The following is a 17418-nucleotide window of genomic DNA, read 5'->3' on the forward strand; positions in this document are numbered from 1 at the left end:
CTGCCGCTCCAAGCCGGGAACGGAGCCATTTACTAAATAACCCAGCAAAAGTGGGGATTTAGCTTAGATGATGACTCAGGTACTTTGCGGGGGCCTCATATCTAAAAACGGTGGAGCGCCACTGCTCCGCTCCACCGCTTCTTTTTAGATTGTAGCTCCCGCCGGCTCCGGCAGCTTCGGGAGGCTGGCTGCGGCAGTCTCAGCCGTAAGCTTCGCCTGCTTGATGCAGTCCGGCATCCCGATGCCGTCATAGCCTGCACCAAAGGCGTAGACGCCGGGCAGCTTCTGCGCCAGCTCGCTGCGCAGGCCGGCAATCCGGCCGGGATGGCCGACCGGATACTGCGGCATGGACGACCTCAGCCGGGTGATCTCTGTGAACAGCGGTGCTGCGGTGATCCCCATGATTTCCTTCAAATCCTTGCGGACCAGCTCCGCCAGCGCTTCATCCGGCAGCTCCACATTCTGTTCATCCCCAGACCGTCCCACGTAACAACGCAGCAGGACCTTATCATCAGGGCTGGTATGCAGCCATTTGGTAGAGGTCCAGGTGCAGGCGGTAATGTTCCGCCCTTCCTTACGCGGAACAAGGAAGCCCGATCCGTCGTATTCGGTAACGATATCTTGCCGGGTGAACGCCAGAACAACATTAGCTACCGATACATAGTTCACTGCATCCAGCGCCGACACATCCACATGGGGACGCAGCAGCTCTGCGGCTGCGAAGTTCTGCACCGTAACATAGATGTCGTCTGCTTCCAGCAGCTCACCGCTCTCAAGCTCCACCTCATAACGGGAAGTGCCGGAAGAACCGGCACCTCCCAATACACGGATGAATTTCGCTCCTGTCCCCGTAATTTGCCGCACATCCTGCAGCTCATGGATGAGCGTGTGCACGAGACTTTGCAGCCCTTGACGGAAGGTGAGGAAGGCGCTTTTCTTCGTCCCGGTATGGGTCTCCACCGGCTTCCTGCCGGTCGTCATTCCACGGATCAGGCTGCCGTACTGGCGCTCGACCTCACCGAACTGCGGAAAGGTCGCCTGAAGGCTGATCTTGCGCATATCGCCTGCATAGATTCCTGCCAGCAGCGGCTCCGTCATATTCTCCAGCACCTCTGTACCCAGACGGCGCTCAATCAGATCGCCAAGCGACTCATCCTCAGCGCTGCGGCGGGGCGGGAGTACGAAATCCATCATCGCCCGCATTTTGCCGCCGAAGGAGACCAGTCCGCTCTTCAGGAAGGGCTTCAGCTCTGTCGGAATGCCCAGCACAAGACCGGCAGGCATCGGATGAAGCTTGCCCCGCTGCAGGATGTAGGTCTTCTTGGCGTTCGGATTGGTGCTTACCAGTTCGTGGTCCAACTCCAGCTCCCTGGCCAGATCGACCATAGCTGTCTTGCGGGCCAGGAAGGAATCCGGTCCCTTCTCAATCACGAAGCCGTCACGGTGCAACGTTTCGATTTTGCCGCCAAGGACCTTGTCCTTCTCGATTAAGGTAATCTGCGGCTCTACTGCCGCCTCACGGTAGAACTTGCGGATATAGAACGCGGCGCTGAGGCCGCTGAGGCCTCCGCCGATGATGACCACCTTGCGCGGTGAATCTGTCATGACAGATTCACCTTCAACTGGTTCGCCTTCGTACGCACCACATCGCTGAGCACCGCCATATAAGCCGGATCACTGTTCAGCGAGTCAATCCGCAGAAGACGCATATCCAGCTCGGAGGCAAGCTGCTGCGCTTCAATATCCAGATCGTACAGCACCTCCAGATGGTCGGACACGAAGCCGATCGGGGCTGACAGCACGTATTTTACCTGACTCTCGGCCAGCTCACGCAGTGTATCAAGAATATCCGGTCCCAGCCAAGGCTCCGCTGTCCGGCCCGCACTCTGCCAAGTGAACTGCCAGGATTCAACCCCTGCCTGTGCAGCAATCGCCTTAGAGGTCTCCAGCAGCTGGTCACGGTACGGATCGCCCATCGCCAGAATACGTTCAGGAAGACTATGTGCACTGAACAGCACGCGCACTTCTTCCCGCGACGCGCCCGTTTCTTCGAACTCGTCCAGCTTGGCAGTCACTCTCCGGCTTAGTACATCGATCAGCTCGGGGTGCATATGGTAGCTCTCAACGAACTCCATTTGAATACCGCAGGCTTCGGCTTTTTCCTTGGCGCGCTTGATATAGGTTCCTACACTCATCACAGAGTAATGCGGAGCCAGCACGATGCCTATCGCCTGGGTAATTCCGTCCCGGACCATTGCCTCGACACCATCCTCGATGAACGGTCTGGCATGCTTCAGCCCCTGGTAGCAGACATACTGGATCTGCCCGCTGTTCAGCTTGGCCTGCAAGGCTTCCACCTGACGGTCGGTATTCTCTCTAAGCGGAAAAACCCCGCCGACAATCGCCTTATAGCGGTCTGTCAATTCTTTGAGCTGCTCAGCAGAAGGAGCGTTCCCCCGGCGGATATGCGTATAATAAGCCTCTACATCCTCAAGACTCTCAGGCGTGCCGTACGACATCACGAGTACTCCAATTTTGTTGGCCACGGTTTCCATCCCCTTTTTACGAATAATTAACGTCCTATACAGCAAAGAGAGCAGCAAAGGCTGCTGCCATCTTGATGCTATTTCTTCAGCTATGCCAGCGGCGGTGCCGCCTGTTTCATTGCTGCTGCTGAATACTCATGCACGTAATCCGTTAATTCCTTGAGCGTATCGAGTGAAGCTTCAGGGAACAATCCATGTCCCAGGTTAAAAATATATCCCTGCTGCGTGATGCCTTCATCAATCAGTTCCTTGGCCCGGGCTTTGAGCAACTCCATCGGAGCGGTCAGCAGGTATGGATCAAGATTGCCTTGAACCGCATAGCCTCCGCCCAGTCTGCGTCGTCCTTCGGTGATGCTTACCCGCCAGTCCAGTCCGATCACATCGGCCTGCAGCTTGGTCAAGCTGGGGAGCAGCTCCCCTGAGCTAACACCGGGGAAGTAAATCTTCGGAACCTCCAGATCGGATAATTCAGCAAAAATCCGGGTGATCGTCGGCAGCACATACTGCTCGAAATCACGCGGAGCCAGCGCCCCGACCCAGCTGTCGAACAGCTGAAACGCCTTCCCGCCGCTGGCGACATGGGCGCGCAGATAGGCGATAACCATATCGCCCAGCTTCTCCATCAGCTTCTCCCACACCTGAGGCTGGCTGAACATCAGCTCCTTGGTGCGGTGATAAGTCTTGGACGGTCTGCCTTCGATCAAATAACTGGCGATGGTGAACGGCGCTCCGGCAAAGGTAATCAGCGGAACGTCCAGCTCCTTGTCCAGTATAGCGATGGTCTCCAGAATATGGCCCAGATCGCCTTCCACATCAATCGGCTTCAGCCTGTCCACATCGCTTGCAGAGCGGATCGGATTCTCGATAACCGGCCCGATGTTCTTCACAATGTCAAAATCTACACCGAGGGAGGCCACCGGATTCATGATGTCAGAATACAGAATCGCTGCGTCCACGCCCAGCTTGCGCACAGGCATCAGGGTCACCTCAGCCGCAAGCTCGGGCTGCCTGCAGATCTCAAGCAACGAATATTTCTCCTTGATTGTACGGTAGTCGGGATCATACCGGCCAGCCTGCCGCATGTACCATACCGGGGTGTACTCCGTGTTCTGCTGTCTGCAGGCACGGATAAAAGTGTCGTTGTAGGTCATGATAAGATCTCCATTAGATTTGATAGAATACTGTGATTAAACACATATCATTATTATGCCCCTTTTGTAAGCGGCTAACAACTCCCGGGCGCTGCAGGGAATGACAATCCAATGACATAACTATGACGAGTGTTGCATTAACCTGCTGAAAAAATGTGATATACTGATATAATGTCGTCTTTTCGTGATTGTTGTTGCAAGAAATTTCAGAAAGGAAGTGAAAGCACTTTGAAGAATTGGGAGACCTGGAAAATCAACCTCATGGTGCTTTGGTTTGGCCAATTCCTGGTAAATGCCGGAATGACAATGATTACCCCGTTTTTATCTCTTTATCTCGCCAAAGATTTGGGGGTGACCGGTGACCGGGAGATCGGGATGTGGGCCGGGCTTATTTTTGCCGCCAACTTCCTGACCTCGTTCATCTTTCAGCCGCTCTGGGGCAAGCTCGCCGACAAATACGGACGCAAAATAATGCTCCTGCGCTCCAGCTTCGGCATGGCGATTGTTATTGTCCTGATGGGCTTCGCCCAGTCCCCGATGCAGCTGCTGCTACTCCGCCTGCTGAACGGAACCATCTCCGGCTTCAATCCCGCCTCTGTCGCGCTGGTCTCAGGCACCACACCGAAACCGAAGATGGGCTTCGCGATGGGCCTGATGCAGTCGGGCGCGGTAGCCGGAACGATTCTCGGGCCGCTGATGGGCGGCTTACTGGCGGACTGGATCGGGTTCCGCCCGATTTTCTATGTGGTTGGTGCGCTTCTGTTCATTGCTTCACTGCTGGCGTTATTCCTGGTCAAAGAGAAATTCGACCGCGTAGAAGCAGCACAGGTGCCTCAAGTATCCGTGCTGGAAGGCTTGAAGGAACTGGCGAAGGTGCCGCAGCTTCCCGCCCTGTTCGGCGTGACCTTCCTGCTGCAGTTCGCCATGGTCAGCCCAATGTCGCTGCTGCCGCTCTATGTAGAGAAGCTGCACGGCTCCGCTGTGAATATCGCTTTCTGGGCAGGTATGGTCAGCGCCGTCACCGGTATCTCGAATATGCTCGCTTCACCGCTGCTCGGCAAGCTCAGCGACAAGGTGGGAGCGCACCGCATACTGACCTTTGCGCTGATCGGCGCTGCTCTATTCCTGATTCCGCAAGCGTTCGTGACCAGCGTCTGGCAGCTGATTCTCGTCCGCTTCCTGATGGGCGTCTTCATGGGCGGGCTGCTGCCGAGCGTCAATGCCCTGATCCGCTCCTATACGCCTGACGGCAAGGAGAGCCGGGCGTTTGGCTTCAACAGCAGTACACTCGCGCTCGGCAATATGCTCGGTGCGGTGATCGGCGGATTCCTGTCCGGTTATATCGGAATTGAAGGCCTGTTCATTGTCTCCGGCGCCTTCCTGCTGATCAATACGGTTTGGGTCCGAATCAAGCTGTACAAGAAGACTGAACCCCGGCTATTCCGTTAACAGGCTGGTGTGTCACAAGCTATTTCACCATCGCCAGCGCCAGGCCGTCATAGGCAGGCAGCAGCGTGCTGGTCAGGCGGGGATCGCCCGCAATCATCTCATTGAAGCGGCGCATGGCCTGGACGGCCGGTCCGTTCTTCTCCGTATTGAGCGTGCGGCCGCGCAGAAAAATATTGTCCCCGGCAATAATCGCCCCCGGCGAAGCAAGCCGGATCGCATATTCCAGATAATTCGGATAGTTCTCCTTATCGGCATCGATGAAGAAGAAATCGTACCTGTGCCCATGTGCTTCGAGCAGCTTCAGGCTGTCCAGTGCAGGGCCGATCCGGTATTCCACCCGGTCCCCGAAGCCCGCCTGCTGCAGATGGCTCTGTGCCAGCTCTGCATAGTCGGCCTTAAGCTCCAGAGAGGTCAGACGGCCTTCCTGCGCCAATCCCCGGCACAGACAGATTCCGCTGTAACCGCCAAGCGCTCCGATCTCCAGCAGGTTAGCTGAGCGGGAGAGGGTCACCAGCATCGTCAGCAATCTGCCGTAGCCCGGGGCAATCGACACCTCCGGCATGCCGCCCGCCGCGATGGCTGCTTTGACTTGGAGCAATAATTCATCTTCTGTATATAGCTGTTCGCTGTACTCTTCCTGATTCTGCATATGTATTCTCCTCTTGAATGGGTGTGTGCGCCTGCGGACAGGCATTGTGCAGAACTCTTCCTTACCCTATACTGTAAGCTGAACGTTCTACAGGTTCAGATGACAAACCAGTTACTCTTATTGTACTGGCTATACGTATTTATCCACAAGTTAAACGGAGTTGAGCGCACTTGGGCAAATTACAATTGATCGCCACCGCCCCCATGGGGCTGGAGGCTGTAGTAGCACGCGAATTAAACGAGCTGGGTTATGAGACCACGATCGAGAACGGACGGGTCCTGTTCAGCGGGGATTACATCGACATCTGCCGCTGCAATCTGTGGCTGCGTACCTCGGACCGTGTACTGGTTAAGATGGGCCAGTTCCCGGCCCGGACCTTCGATGAGCTGTTCGAAGGAGTCAAGGCGATAAATTGGGAGGACTGGATTCCCGAGAACGGCGAATTCCCGGTAGAGGGCCGCTCGCATAAATCTCAGCTGACCAGCGTACCTGCCTGCCAAGGGATCGTTAAGAAAGCCATTGTTGAGAAGCTGAAGCTGTCGTACCACACCGAATGGTTCCCGGAAAACGGACCCCGGTATGTGGTAGAAGTGATCCTGCTGAATGATATCGCGCTGATCACCCTTGATACCACCGGACCGGCCCTGCACAAGCGCGGCTACCGCCGCCAGGCTACGGAAGCGCCGCTGAAGGAGACGATGGCTGCGGCTCTGATCCAGCTCAGCCGCTGGAACGGCCATCGTCCGCTCTATGATCCTTGCTGCGGATCAGGTACAATTCTGATCGAAGCCGCGATGATCGCCTGGAACATCGCGCCAGGCCTGCGCCGCTCCTTCCCGTCCGAGCACTGGCCGGAGATTCCCCGGCGCCTATGGGAAGAAGCCCGCGAAGAAGCCTTCGATGCGGTGCGTGACGATTACCCGCTGCAGCTGACCGGAACGGATATCGATCCGGCAGCGATTGAGATCGCCGAAGCGGCGGCGAAGAGCGCCGGACTCTCCGGTGAGATTACCTTCAAGCATATGGCCGCTGCGAAGGCCCGGCCGGAAGGCGAATACGGCTGCATCATCACCAATCCGCCTTACGGTGAGCGGATCAGCAATGACAAGGAAGTGGAGAAGCTGACCCGCCAGTTCGGCGAGATGATGCTCTATCTGCCCACCTGGTCCTTCTTCGCCATCAGCCCGTACAAGGAGTTCGAGCAATACTACGGCCGCAAGGCGGACAAGCGCCGCAAGCTCTACAACGGCCGGATCGAATGCCAATACTATCAATACCTGGGGCCGCTGCCTCCACGGAAATAGGACGAGCGGAGGTATTGGAATAGCAACGTAGGCTGAGATTTCCGATTGCATCTGCCTGCTGGAGCAAAGTATAAAACTAACTTACCCTCAACAAGCCTTAAGTCCCGCAGACGATTATACTGCGGACTTAAGGCTTGTTTGGGTTGGGTGCAGGATTGCGGATTGTTGCTCAAAATGCATAATCCCCCAGTTAAAGAGGTAGCGGTGAGACCGATTGTTGCATATTTTGCAGAATTTTTGCCGAAATGACGCCGCAGTAACTTAGAATGTTGCATTTTAGACAGGATTTCAGCTAAAAGCTTCTTTGAAGAGTACAATTGTTGCATATTATGCAGGAATACAGCAAGCCGGGGCAGGTGACGGACAGCAGCAGAATAGCGGAAGGTTCGACAACGCCGGTGCCTGGAAGCCGTAGAGGTACCCGAAGGCCCAAGTGTAGATGATCGCATGGGATGGTAAGCGAAGTTGATGAGCGGAGTTTGGCGGGAGCATATCACGACACGACAGCGCATCGCTGGTAAGCAATTGGACAAAATCCACCTATTACTCTAATCATCGTCAGCTACTCTAACATCCTTCTTTCTCAGAATCATCCTCCGGGTGTCCGGGGCCTTCAAAAAAAAATAAACAACCCCCGCAAATCACGCGGGGGCTGCACGATGCTGCAGGCGCAGCAGATCTGAATTACTTCTTTTCCGCCGGCCGTTTGACGAAGGCTTCCGCTTTGGCCAGCACCTCGTCTTCCGTCGGTCCGCTGATGTAGCGGCCGTTAATGTAGACGAACGGGCGTTTCCCGCACGGTCCGCAGTAGGAGATGCAGCCTGTCTTGATCTCGGCATCCGGTGCCATCTTCAGCAGCTTGGGCACGATGCTTTTCATTTTGATATGATTGCACTCGTCACATAATCTTATATCGTTAGCCATGAAGCAACCCTTCTTTATGTCCGTAAAATACGGGCGGATCAATTAGTGATCGCCATGATTTCCTTTAGACGGATTAGTAATCACAAAGCCTTCTTCCGGCAAGTAGAGATAATCAATCTTCACACCGTCCAGCAGCGGCTGGTTCGGATCAAGAATAACATCGATATCCTTGTCGGTGGAGACCACTACATCGTTCTCCTTGGGCGTGTCCAGATCCAGTCCATAGTGGGCATGGTCGCCATGGGCATGTGTAATCGCTACACGAAGTTTAAGCTCGCTGTTGCCTTCAAGTTCCATGGTCTTCTTTATCACTTTAGCCGCGTTGCGGGTAATTTTGACGTTCATTCGATTCCATCTCCCAGGCCTCTATATTTTAAATACTCAATAATTCATTTTAAGGAATATGGGAGGATAAAGCAACCATTAGGAGATGGACATCCACAGTTAAAGGTGCAATCGTCGCTAAAATGTCATCTTCCGCTGTGCAGCGCCGCGTATTTACGGTCCATCCGCGAGACGAACCAGCCCATCAGCAGCATCGTTACGCCAATATCGTCAATTGGTACAAACGGCATGAAATCGGGCAGCACCCAGTACAGCAGTGCCGGAATAGTGAACAGCAGCTTGTCAGCCATAGCCACATTAGGCGAAACGATATAATGCCAGGAGCTGCGGAATATATGAGACCATTGTTTGAGCGACAACAGTTTTCTGAATTTCATGAGTTATGCCTCCTTTAGAAAAGGGCACCGCCGCTAATCACCTGTAAAAGGATTGCGGCTGTGCCCTTTGCTGTTATCTTACGCGAATGCGCAGGATTCGTTTCACTTTTAAGTAAAATTTAATCGAATCCTCCCGAACCATACCCTATGTTTACTCCGTCACCTTAATATCGTCGATCCGTGCGGTGCTGGAATGCATCCGCAGACCGATCTTCCCTCCGGCCGGCTGTGCCGCCGTATCCGTCCACTGAAGCAGCTGGACACCTCCAGCGTAGGCGGTAACCGTGCTGCCGCTGACCGTTACCTTCAGCTCCGTCCACTGGCCGGGCGTAACGGAAGTAGTCGTGCTGCTGACCATGGTGAGCGTGCCGGCAGTTTTTTTGAACAGCTCCGCCTTGTCGCCTGAATCATTCAGCCGGAACATATAGTAATTGGAAGCGTCAGCATAACGGAACAGCAAGCCCACGTTGCCAAAAGCATTCAGCAGCTTGACTCTGGCCGAATAGGTGTAATTCCTCCAGGCAGCATCGCCTGTATAGGCAAGCGCTTCGCCTGTCCCGGAGTTCTGCGACAACGCCTTGGTCCCGTCATCGGCCACACTCCATGCTCCCCCGGAGGTAGTCCAGCCGGCGTAATCATTATCCTCGAAATCCTCCTGGAACAGCACCGCAGGCGGTGTAACCGTACCCTGGAATTCAAACGCCCCTACATCCGGCGCACCGTTATAGAGCGGATTCCCGAAGTAGTCGAGACCCCCATTGTCCAGCACAGCTATACCTGCATGGATCAGCGGAGAGGACGGGAGCAGCTTATAGCCGTCTGCCGAGTCGCGTCCGGTTGCGGTGCCGGGGCTGACGAGCCCGGGGTTGCCGGTGATCGAGTAAGGATCGCTTGGGACATTGGCATTCGCGCCGTAGAAGCTGTTATGGCTGTACGTCATTCTTGGACTGTTCGTGTATTGGCCTGCGGCTGTATTATAAAAAATATTATTCGTATTATTAACCATTCCCGTATTGCTCGCATGAGTCAGCGCCCGGTTCTGTGTACCGGAACGGTAGATGATATTGTTGTAGATTTGCAGGTTACCCCCGCCGCTCACCAGATGGAACGCCCCGTTGCCGTCCAGATCATCCTGACTTATGTTATAGCGGAAAATATTATTGTTCGTGTTATTCATAACGAGCAAAGTGCCGCCCTGATTATTATAGCTGTAATTGTACTGGTAGATGCTGTCATGCACTTCAACGTCGAAGTCCCAGGGCTGACCGTCCCCCTCCAGCATCCGGGTATCTGAGGCCTCATTGTACTGGAAGACCGCACCGGTTGTATAATAGGCCCACTGCGCCGCCACGACAGCGATATTGTCCAGATAGTTCACCACAGCCGTGTCAATATCACAAGCTTCGCCGATGGACTTCGTTTTGTTGTATTCGATCAGCGGGGATACCCCGGCTCTGACCAGGATGCCGTCCCGGTGGATTCGCTCCACGGTATTGCCCCGGATGACCACTCCCCGGAAGGCGTCGAACTTATGGGTCCAGGCACTATTCAGAAAAGCATCCGTCATCGTCTGAATCCCCGTATCCGCCACATTCGTAATGGTGTTATTCTCGATCAGGATGCCATCCCAGGTGCTCTCTGGTGCGGTACCCGCTCCGCGCGCATGAAAGTTAATGCCCCCTGTACGGCGGTCCGTGCCGAAAATATCATGAATATCGAGATTGCGGATGGTGATATGCCGGAAATCCCCGGCTCCTGAGCCTTCACCGACCACCAGCACTCCACTTCTGCGCATATCTGTGGCATGCTGCCCGCTCGTGATCTCCAGATTATTAATCTCCCAATAGGAGACATTGCGCAGCCGGACACCGAAGCCCTCCCCGCCCACCGCTATGTTGCCGAAGTTGATCAACGGCTTGTCCCCGCTACCGTAGCGGTCCACGGTTATCGGATTCCCCTCCGTCCCGGAGCCATGCAGGTCCAGATACTGATCATTCCATACGCTGCCTGCCTTCAAAAGAATCCGGTCCCCCGGGCTGAAGGTCATGCTGTTCACCTTGCCCAGCGTCTTCCAGGCTGCCGTTTCTCCAGTGCCTGGGTTGGTGTCGCTGCCCTGGGCAGCATCGACGTAATAGGTGGTTCCAGCCGCGTTAGCCACCGGAGCTGACATGCCTGCAAGCAAACTGAACAGCAGCAAGCCAATTAGCCCCGGCATACAGAAACGGTATAGCCACCTGCGCGGCTTGCCTTGTGCCGGATTCATAGCTCCACTGCGATACCCTCTTGTTGTCATTCGGATCACGCTCCCGCAGAATATTTATAAAGCAGCTAAGGATTCCCCTAGCCATGCTCCCTGCTGCACCAGCTCCTTCTGCAGCTTAGCAAGATCCACGCTCCGGCTCTGCCCCTCCGCTCCGGCTGCCATCGCCGCCGCCATACCCGCCGCCTGGCCCATGGCGAAGCAGTTGGGCATCACCCGCAGGGAGCCTTGCACGACACGGTCCGAGGAGGCGGCGCGCCCCGCCACCCACACATTGTCCAGGCCCACCGGCAGCATGCAGCGGTAAGGGACACCGTGCGACTTCCCGGGCGGAAGATGGTGGATATGCATCGCCCCGCTGCTGCGGGCCATATGGATATCGATGAAGTAGCTGTTACGGGCAATATCATCCGGGAAGGAAGCCATATTCATGAAGTCCTCCTGGGTCAGCACGTAATCGCCGACAATCCGGCGCGTCTCGCGGATACCGATCTGTTCGCCGGTGGATACCAGATGGGCCTGTTCGAATCCGGGCACATAAGCCTTGAAGAATTCCAGCTGGCGGTGAACCAGCTGGCGTCCTTCTATGGCGCCCCGGGTCAGATCCTCTGCGCGGGAGCCGTCAATGCCGAACACGTGGCCGAAATTCACACCGACCAGATAATCGGCAATCCAAGCGAGGCCCGAGACGGAGTCCCGGCCCTGCGGCAGCTTCCCGTCCGCCTGCGCCTGCTGGACGGCTTGGTGAATCTGATCGGTGTCACCGCTTTCATTCCGGTATTCTTCAAAACGCTGCCGGTCCACATTCGCCAGCAGGTAGCACATGGTCGCGGCCTGAAGCTCGCCGGATTCTCCGCCCTTATGGAACGGTGCACCCGCCAGGGCGGCCAGATCGGCGTCGCCAGTCGTATCAATAACCGTTCGGGCGCGGACCAGACTCCGGCCTGACTTGTTGACGATCACCACGCCCTCAATGCTTCGGCCGGTCTCATCCATCACCGTCTGGCTAGCCACGGTATGGAGCAGCACCTCCGCTCCGCTCTCCGTAACCGCCTCATCGTAGACACGCTTCAACACCTCCGGGTCGATCGGCACCCAGTCCAGCTCCGCCCCGAAGCGCTCGCGGAACTCCGGCTCACATCCGGCCTTCATCCGGTCAAGCAGCTCCAGGCCGATGCCGCGTACCACGGCCTTCTCCCCGTCGCTGTAAGGGCAGAAGGCGGGTACAAGGGCAACCGTGCCCATGCCGCCCAGGAAGCCGCGCTGCTCAATCAACAGCGTCCGCGCCCCGCTGCGGGCAGCTGCTATTGCCGCTGCGACGCCCGCAGGCCCGCCGCCCGCAACCAGCACATCCACCTCACGGGATACCGTGATCTCCTCCGCAGGCAAGGTAAATACAGTTCTATTCATCGTTGTTCCTCCTTGAAGCTATACTTAGACTCCTCACCATTATAGTGAGACGGGGGCTGCAACAGCGTGCAGACTGATTGCCTGTTACGGTGGACAGTTTTGACTTATAGGGCTTCGTGCCGTTCTATTAGATCATGTATGAAGTTTCGTTCGATTACGGCTCTCTGCCGTCCTCCTCCGCCGGCCCGGCCTTATACTCGCTGGGATTCCGGCCGCTGTATTTCTTGAACACCTTGGAGAAATAAGCCCGGTCCGAGAAGCCGAGGGTGTAGGCGACATTCTCGACGGTCTCGTGCGGGCGGGCCAGCATGGTGATGGCCATATTCATTTTGTACTGGTTCACGTAATCAGTGAAGTTCACGCCGGACAGCTTCTTGAAATAGCGGGAGAAGTAGCTGGCATTCAGATGCAGATGCTCTGCCATATCGGTAGAGGTGACCATCCGGTCCACATGCTCCTCCAGATACTTATCCACCGCCTGAAGCCGGACATCCTTCTCCTCAGCAGCTGCGGGTGCCAGAGTATGCTGCCGCCACAGACTCCGCAGCTCCCGCTTGGTCAAGCTGGCAGCCTCCCCGATATGCACCGTCTGCTCCAGCTGCGTGAAGAAGTCCTCCTCGGCCAGCCCTCCGGCTTCGAAGGCCAGCTGGCGCACCAGATCCCCGCAGGTCTCCTTCACCAGCCGCGGCAGCAGCCGCTCCGCCATAGCCTGCTGTGTCCACTGATTCACGGCCAGATCAATCCAGGCGGCCTGTTGATCAAGAAGTGCCAAGGACAGCATGCCGCGTTCCTTTTCCCCGCGCCGTTCTAATGTCTGCCCGAAATCCGCATGCTCCTCAAGCAGAGATACAGGCGTCACTGACTGATAGAAGTTATTTTCACGGCAATCCGTCAGTGTCTTGTATAACACATCGAAGCTGCGGACCGGTGCGCAGGACTCCGAATAGAACCCCCGCAGGGTAATCTTCAGATACTGCTCCACCTTATCCTGTACCGCCTGCATGAATTCAGCCAGCTTGTTCTCTGTAAGGCGGGGGTCCGCCACATTCCAGACCAGATAAATATCGGCGTTCCGGCTCATAATCGGTGTAATGGAAGCCTCAGCAGCAGCAGACAGCTCCAGTGCAATATTGTTCACGGCTGAATGGATCAGCGGGATATCCTTGTACCGGTAACGCTCGGTGACAGATGCGGCATCCATATGAAGGAATCCATGACGCAGAAAGGGGTGCTTCCAGGAGATACCCAACCGTTCGCCGAACTCCAGCGTGTTCTCCTGGCCCGCTGCACCCGACAACAGCTGCTTCAGGAAGCTCTGCTTCAGCACTTCCTTATTGCGCTCAATCGCCTGGCGGAAAGAGTAGCGCTCCAGCAGTTCCTCCCGGGTCTTGAAGCGGCTCATCGCTTTGGCGAGACTGCTCTTAAGCTGCTCAGGCGACAGCTCATCCTTGATCAGATAATCATCGGCCTCCAATTGGATTGCCCGCTTCGAGTAATGGAAATCCTCATAGCAGGTCAGGAAAATCAGGCGCACCTCCGGCTTCGTGATCCTGAAGGCATCCGCCAGCTCCAGCCCGTCCATCCCCGGCAGGCCGATATCCACAATCACTATATCCGGCAGTGCTGTATGGAACTGCTCCAGCGCGTCTTCACTGCTAAACGCCGAAGCCACCAGCTTCAGATCCAGCCCCAAGGACCCGAGCAGATATTCCACATATTCCAGCATCGGGACATCATCGTCAATCAGCATCAGGGTCATCAAGGGGAACCGCCTCCTTCTCCCGGGTCACGGGGATATATAGGGTGAACGTCATGCCATCTTCGTCTTCTCTTGCCTGTGCGCTCAGCCGTGCGCGATATCCGTACAACACCTGTAGACGGCGTGCTGTGTTGACCAGCCCGACTCCTTTTTCCGGCCAGAGCGCCGGGTCTTCACTTCCTTGCAGACGCCGGTTCAGGCGCTGGAGCTTGTCCTCCGGCATTCCGCGGCCGTTATCGCTGATGCTGATCCGCAGCAGATCTGACTCGAACGCTGCTTCGAGCCGGATCGCCGGATGGTCCGGACGGGCGGAGAAGCCGTGGCTGATTGCATTCTCAACAATGGGCTGGAGCAGCAGCCGGGGCAGCATCACCGCACCTTCCTCCTCGCCTACCTCGCATTCCCAGGCGATATCCAGACGGTTGCGGATCTGCATCACCTGGACATAGCTGCCCAGCACCCTGCATTCCTCCGCCAGCTCCAGCGGCTTATCCACATGCACATACACCCGCAGCAGCTTCATCAGCGCATCGATCATGGCCCCGTGTCCAGGATCACCGCTTAAGAGCAGATCCACCTTGATCGAATTGAGCGTATTCAGCAGAAAATGGGGCCGGATCTGCGCCGCCAGCGCCTGAAGCTCAAGCCGCCTTTTCTCCTCCTGCTCACTCTCGACCTGCTGCAGCAGCCCGTTCATATCCTCCAGCATCTGATTGAAGGCCGCCGACAGCACCGCCACCTCATCCTTGCCCTTGACGGGTATCCGCACCGCGCGGTTGCCGCCGACATACTGCTTGACGCTGGCCCGCAGCAGGCTGATCGGCTTGTTCATATATCCGGCCCACAGCATAGACAGGACCAGAAACGCCAGGAAGAACAGTCCAATCAGCGAGATTGACACCAGAAACTCCCGGTTGATATGGCTGTCGATGGAGCTGCGGGGCGTCTTGCTGGTCAGCAGCCAACCCACCTTGGGAATACGGACCTCACTGACCAGCAGCGGGCCTTCATCCGCATTAGCCGCTTCTCCGGTGACAGCAATGCTCCGACCCTTCTGATCAATCAGCGTGAGCCTGCTCACCGCATTGCCCGTGTCCAGCAGGCTGCGGAAGTAATGGCTCGGAATGCCCACGTACAGCGTGGCCAGCTTGTCCTGATTCAGCGGGTCGGTAATGAAGCGTACAGCATAATAATAATCCGGTGCAGCGGGGGTGCCGCCGTAGGGGAACCATTGCAGCGACACTTTTTCCCGCTCATCCAGCCTGCTGCTCTCCTGAAGAAGAGTCTTCGGCAGCACAGAGAACACTGGAATATTCTGATTGCCGATCAGTATCCGGTTCTCCCGGTTGACCAGCATGATCTGCAGATCGGCATCCAGCGACTGCACCGACAGGATATTGGCCGTGGTCTTAAGCTTGTTGTAATGGGTATACACTCCGTAATTTCCGAAGTTCCCGGTATTTTTGAGATAACGCAGACTCTCCAGCACGGCCGGATCATATGCCTCAGAGAAATACACCGAGACAAACGAGATGCTGTCCACCGTTTTTTCCATTTGACTGCCGATGACCTTCAGGGTCTCCTCATTGGAACGCGTGATCTTCTCGCTCACATTCTCCCGCACAGAGGTATAGGACCAGAACGTAACGACAACAAAAGGCAGCAGGATCAGGATCAGGAACGTGTATTGCAGTCTGCGATGGAAGGAAAAACGGCTTAACCATTTCATAAGAATTCCACCCCGCACTGTAATGAAAGCTTCAACGTCCCTATTATAATCCAAAATCACTGCTGCCCTTGCACTTCATCCGTTATTTCTGATTGGCAGAAACTACCTTCTCGACTTCCGCTGTCATCTCATTCTTGACCTCATCGAAGCTGCGGTTATCCAGAATGAAGCTGGCGAAGCCGTTCTCCACAATCGCTTTCAGTTCGCTGCCGTACGGCACGCTGAAGGAGTCAGGCATTTTAATATTCGGATCGAACAGCGTCTTGGTGAGGGAGGCGGTATCGATCAGGTCTGTATTTTCCCCGAAAAAGCTGTTGATCAGCTCCGCTCCGTCCACGCCCTTGAACGAAGGAATCTCCTTGGTGAACTTGTAGGATTCCTTCGACATCCAGCGGATGAAGTCGTACGAGGCTTCCTTGTTCGCTGATTTCGCGCCCATGGCCAGGCCTCCGCCGGAAATATTCGTCATGCCCAGCTCCTTACTGTCCACCGAACGCGGCAGCGGGGCGTACATGCTCTGGAACTCATGCGGGAATTTCTCCAGATTCAGCGCCGCCCGGACAGCATAGCTTGGCACCGCAAGCATACTGGCATTACCGGCAAAAAATTGCTGCAGCACATGATAGTTCGAGGCCAGCACATCGGCATACGGCTCCGCGCTCTTATCTTCCTTCTCCATCGTGCGGCGGAGGTTGAAGAAGTATTCGAAGGACGGATCGTCAAAAATCGGCTTCAAGTCGGCGCTAAGCTGCGGATGCGGCTTCTCGGTGTATGCGATAATGTTCGGATATTCGCCCCAAGTGTGGAAGTACGTTCCGTAATGCTCCGGAGTGGTCAGCTTCTTGGCATAGTCGCGGAAATCATCCCAGGTCCAGCCCATCTCAGGCAGGGTCAGCCCTGCGGCTTCCAGGTGATCCTTGTTGAAGACCGTCAGCCACTGCGTGGAACTGGGCAGAATGCCGTAGACCTTATCCTCCAGCTTCAGCAGCTTGGAATATTCATCCTCGGGAGTGATCTTTTCCTGTTCAAAAAAAGAATTAAGCGGTTCCACAACTCCCCGCGAAGCACGCTCCAGCAGCTCATCCTCGTTCCCGGTCATAAACACATCGACCACTTCACCGCCTGCGACCAGAATATCCAGCTTCTTCATGAAATCCGTGCTGTCGCTGTTCTGGACCAGGGATTCATATTCCACTTCCACTTTATCCTGAGCTTTGTTATATGCCTGAACGGCCTGGTAGATGGGCTCTTCCGGCTTATCGGCTTTGAAGGTGTAGAATTTGATCTTGGCTTTGCCAGCCGTCCCGTCTGTGCCGCTGCTTCCAGTACCCGGTTCAGCTGACGCAGACCCCGGCGCATCGGTGGCCGCTGAGCTGCCCGCCCCGTTCCCGCCATTTCCGCCGCACGCAGTGACCGAGAGCATAAGCATCACACTGGCGAGCATGATTGATAGTTTCTTCACAGCAATTCCCCCTAGTTTTATGTTTTGCAAGCTCATTATACAATTGAAGCCCC

At 55.8% G+C, this 17418-nt stretch carries 14 protein-coding genes; 2 read left to right on the forward strand and 12 right to left on the reverse strand.

The window, feature by feature from the left end:
• Positions 1 to 144 precede the first annotated feature (144 nt).
• From hemG to hemE, 3 genes are all read right to left on the reverse strand, one after another.
• Positions 145 to 1605 (reverse strand): protoporphyrinogen oxidase, encoded by a 1461-nt coding sequence (hemG, locus tag C162_RS33205; protein WP_036702240.1) that lies wholly within the window; start codon positions 1603 to 1605, stop codon positions 145 to 147.
• Positions 1602 to 2546: a ferrochelatase gene (hemH, locus tag C162_RS33210; RefSeq protein WP_036702241.1), complete on the reverse strand. Its 945-nt coding sequence runs from the start codon at positions 2544 to 2546 to the stop codon at positions 1602 to 1604. Before hemH ends, hemG begins: the two co-directional genes overlap by 4 nt.
• Before the next feature lie 89 nt (positions 2547 to 2635).
• Complete coding sequence (gene hemE, locus C162_RS33215) at positions 2636 to 3697, reverse strand: uroporphyrinogen decarboxylase (protein WP_036702243.1); 1062 nt, start codon at positions 3695 to 3697, stop codon at positions 2636 to 2638.
• Positions 3698 to 3925: 228 nt separating this feature from the next.
• On the opposite strand from hemE, the gene C162_RS33220 reads away from it, so the two are divergent.
• Positions 3926 to 5146: an MFS transporter gene (locus tag C162_RS33220; protein WP_036702244.1), complete on the forward strand. Its 1221-nt coding sequence runs from the start codon at positions 3926 to 3928 to the stop codon at positions 5144 to 5146.
• Positions 5147 to 5165: 19 nt separating this feature from the next.
• Here the strand turns inward: C162_RS33220 and C162_RS33225 are convergent, their stop codons facing one another.
• Complete coding sequence (locus C162_RS33225; RefSeq protein ID WP_036702246.1) at positions 5166 to 5795, reverse strand: O-methyltransferase; 630 nt, start codon at positions 5793 to 5795, stop codon at positions 5166 to 5168.
• A 170-nt stretch (positions 5796 to 5965) separates the two neighbouring features.
• Here C162_RS33225 and C162_RS33230 point away from each other — a divergent pair, with 170 nt between their 5' ends.
• Positions 5966 to 7099 (forward strand): THUMP domain-containing class I SAM-dependent RNA methyltransferase, encoded by a 1134-nt coding sequence (locus C162_RS33230; RefSeq protein WP_036702248.1) that lies wholly within the window; start codon positions 5966 to 5968, stop codon positions 7097 to 7099.
• A 684-nt stretch (positions 7100 to 7783) separates the two neighbouring features.
• Here the strand turns inward: C162_RS33230 and C162_RS33235 are convergent.
• The 8 genes from C162_RS33235 to C162_RS33270 form a co-directional block, all read right to left on the reverse strand.
• Positions 7784 to 8023: a DUF1450 domain-containing protein gene (locus tag C162_RS33235; protein ID WP_036702250.1), complete on the reverse strand. Its 240-nt coding sequence runs from the start codon at positions 8021 to 8023 to the stop codon at positions 7784 to 7786.
• Positions 8024 to 8065: 42 nt separating this feature from the next.
• Positions 8066 to 8368 (reverse strand): HesB/IscA family protein, encoded by a 303-nt coding sequence (locus tag C162_RS33240; protein ID WP_036702251.1) that lies wholly within the window; start codon positions 8366 to 8368, stop codon positions 8066 to 8068.
• A gap of 125 nt (positions 8369 to 8493) precedes the next feature.
• Positions 8494 to 8745: a hypothetical protein gene (locus tag C162_RS33245; RefSeq protein ID WP_036702253.1), complete on the reverse strand. Its 252-nt coding sequence runs from the start codon at positions 8743 to 8745 to the stop codon at positions 8494 to 8496.
• Positions 8746 to 8896: 151 nt separating this feature from the next.
• On the reverse strand, positions 8897 to 11038 hold the full coding sequence (locus C162_RS33250) for a family 16 glycoside hydrolase (RefSeq protein ID WP_084649123.1): 2142 nt from the start codon (positions 11036 to 11038) through the stop codon (positions 8897 to 8899).
• 24 nt (positions 11039 to 11062) lie between these two features.
• Entirely contained in the window at positions 11063 to 12415 is a 1353-nt protein-coding gene (locus tag C162_RS33255) for an FAD-dependent oxidoreductase (RefSeq protein WP_036702257.1), read from the reverse strand.
• Between the two features lie 154 nt (positions 12416 to 12569).
• The gene (locus C162_RS33260) at positions 12570 to 14174 is read right to left on the reverse strand and encodes a helix-turn-helix domain-containing protein (protein WP_036702259.1); all 1605 of its coding nucleotides are present in this window, start codon (positions 14172 to 14174) and stop codon (positions 12570 to 12572) included.
• Positions 14155 to 15903 carry a sensor histidine kinase gene (locus C162_RS33265; protein ID WP_036702261.1) on the reverse strand — a complete coding sequence of 583 codons (1749 nt, stop codon included), beginning with the start codon at positions 15901 to 15903 and terminating at the stop codon, positions 14155 to 14157. The genes C162_RS33260 and C162_RS33265 overlap by 20 nt, the downstream gene beginning before the upstream one ends.
• 82 nt (positions 15904 to 15985) lie before the next feature.
• Entirely contained in the window at positions 15986 to 17365 is a 1380-nt protein-coding gene (locus tag C162_RS33270) for an ABC transporter substrate-binding protein (protein ID WP_051494122.1), read from the reverse strand.
• Positions 17366 to 17418: the final 53 nt, after the last annotated feature.

Origin of the sequence: Paenibacillus sp. FSL R7-269, from assembly GCF_000517865.1 — a bacterium.
Lineage (GTDB): Bacteria > Bacillota > Bacilli > Paenibacillales > Paenibacillaceae > Paenibacillus_AQ.

Excerpts from the sequence above, each read along its gene's own strand:
- hemG (WP_036702240.1), bottom strand. The coding sequence starts at position 1,605 with ATGACAGATTCACCGCGCAAGGTGGTCATCATCGGCGGAGGCCTCAGC.
- hemE (WP_036702243.1), bottom strand. The coding sequence starts at position 3,697 with ATGACCTACAACGACACTTTTATCCGTGCCTGCAGACAGCAGAACACG.
- C162_RS33225 (WP_036702246.1), bottom strand. The coding sequence starts at position 5,795 with ATGCAGAATCAGGAAGAGTACAGCGAACAGCTATATACAGAAGATGAA.
- C162_RS33235 (WP_036702250.1), bottom strand. The coding sequence starts at position 8,023 with ATGGCTAACGATATAAGATTATGTGACGAGTGCAATCATATCAAAATG.
- C162_RS33240 (WP_036702251.1), bottom strand. The coding sequence starts at position 8,368 with ATGAACGTCAAAATTACCCGCAACGCGGCTAAAGTGATAAAGAAGACC.
- C162_RS33245 (WP_036702253.1), bottom strand. The coding sequence starts at position 8,745 with ATGAAATTCAGAAAACTGTTGTCGCTCAAACAATGGTCTCATATATTC.
- C162_RS33250 (WP_084649123.1), bottom strand. The coding sequence starts at position 11,038 with ATGACAACAAGAGGGTATCGCAGTGGAGCTATGAATCCGGCACAAGGC.
- C162_RS33255 (WP_036702257.1), bottom strand. The coding sequence starts at position 12,415 with ATGAATAGAACTGTATTTACCTTGCCTGCGGAGGAGATCACGGTATCC.
- C162_RS33260 (WP_036702259.1), bottom strand. The coding sequence starts at position 14,174 with ATGACCCTGATGCTGATTGACGATGATGTCCCGATGCTGGAATATGTG.
- C162_RS33265 (WP_036702261.1), bottom strand. The coding sequence starts at position 15,903 with ATGAAATGGTTAAGCCGTTTTTCCTTCCATCGCAGACTGCAATACACG.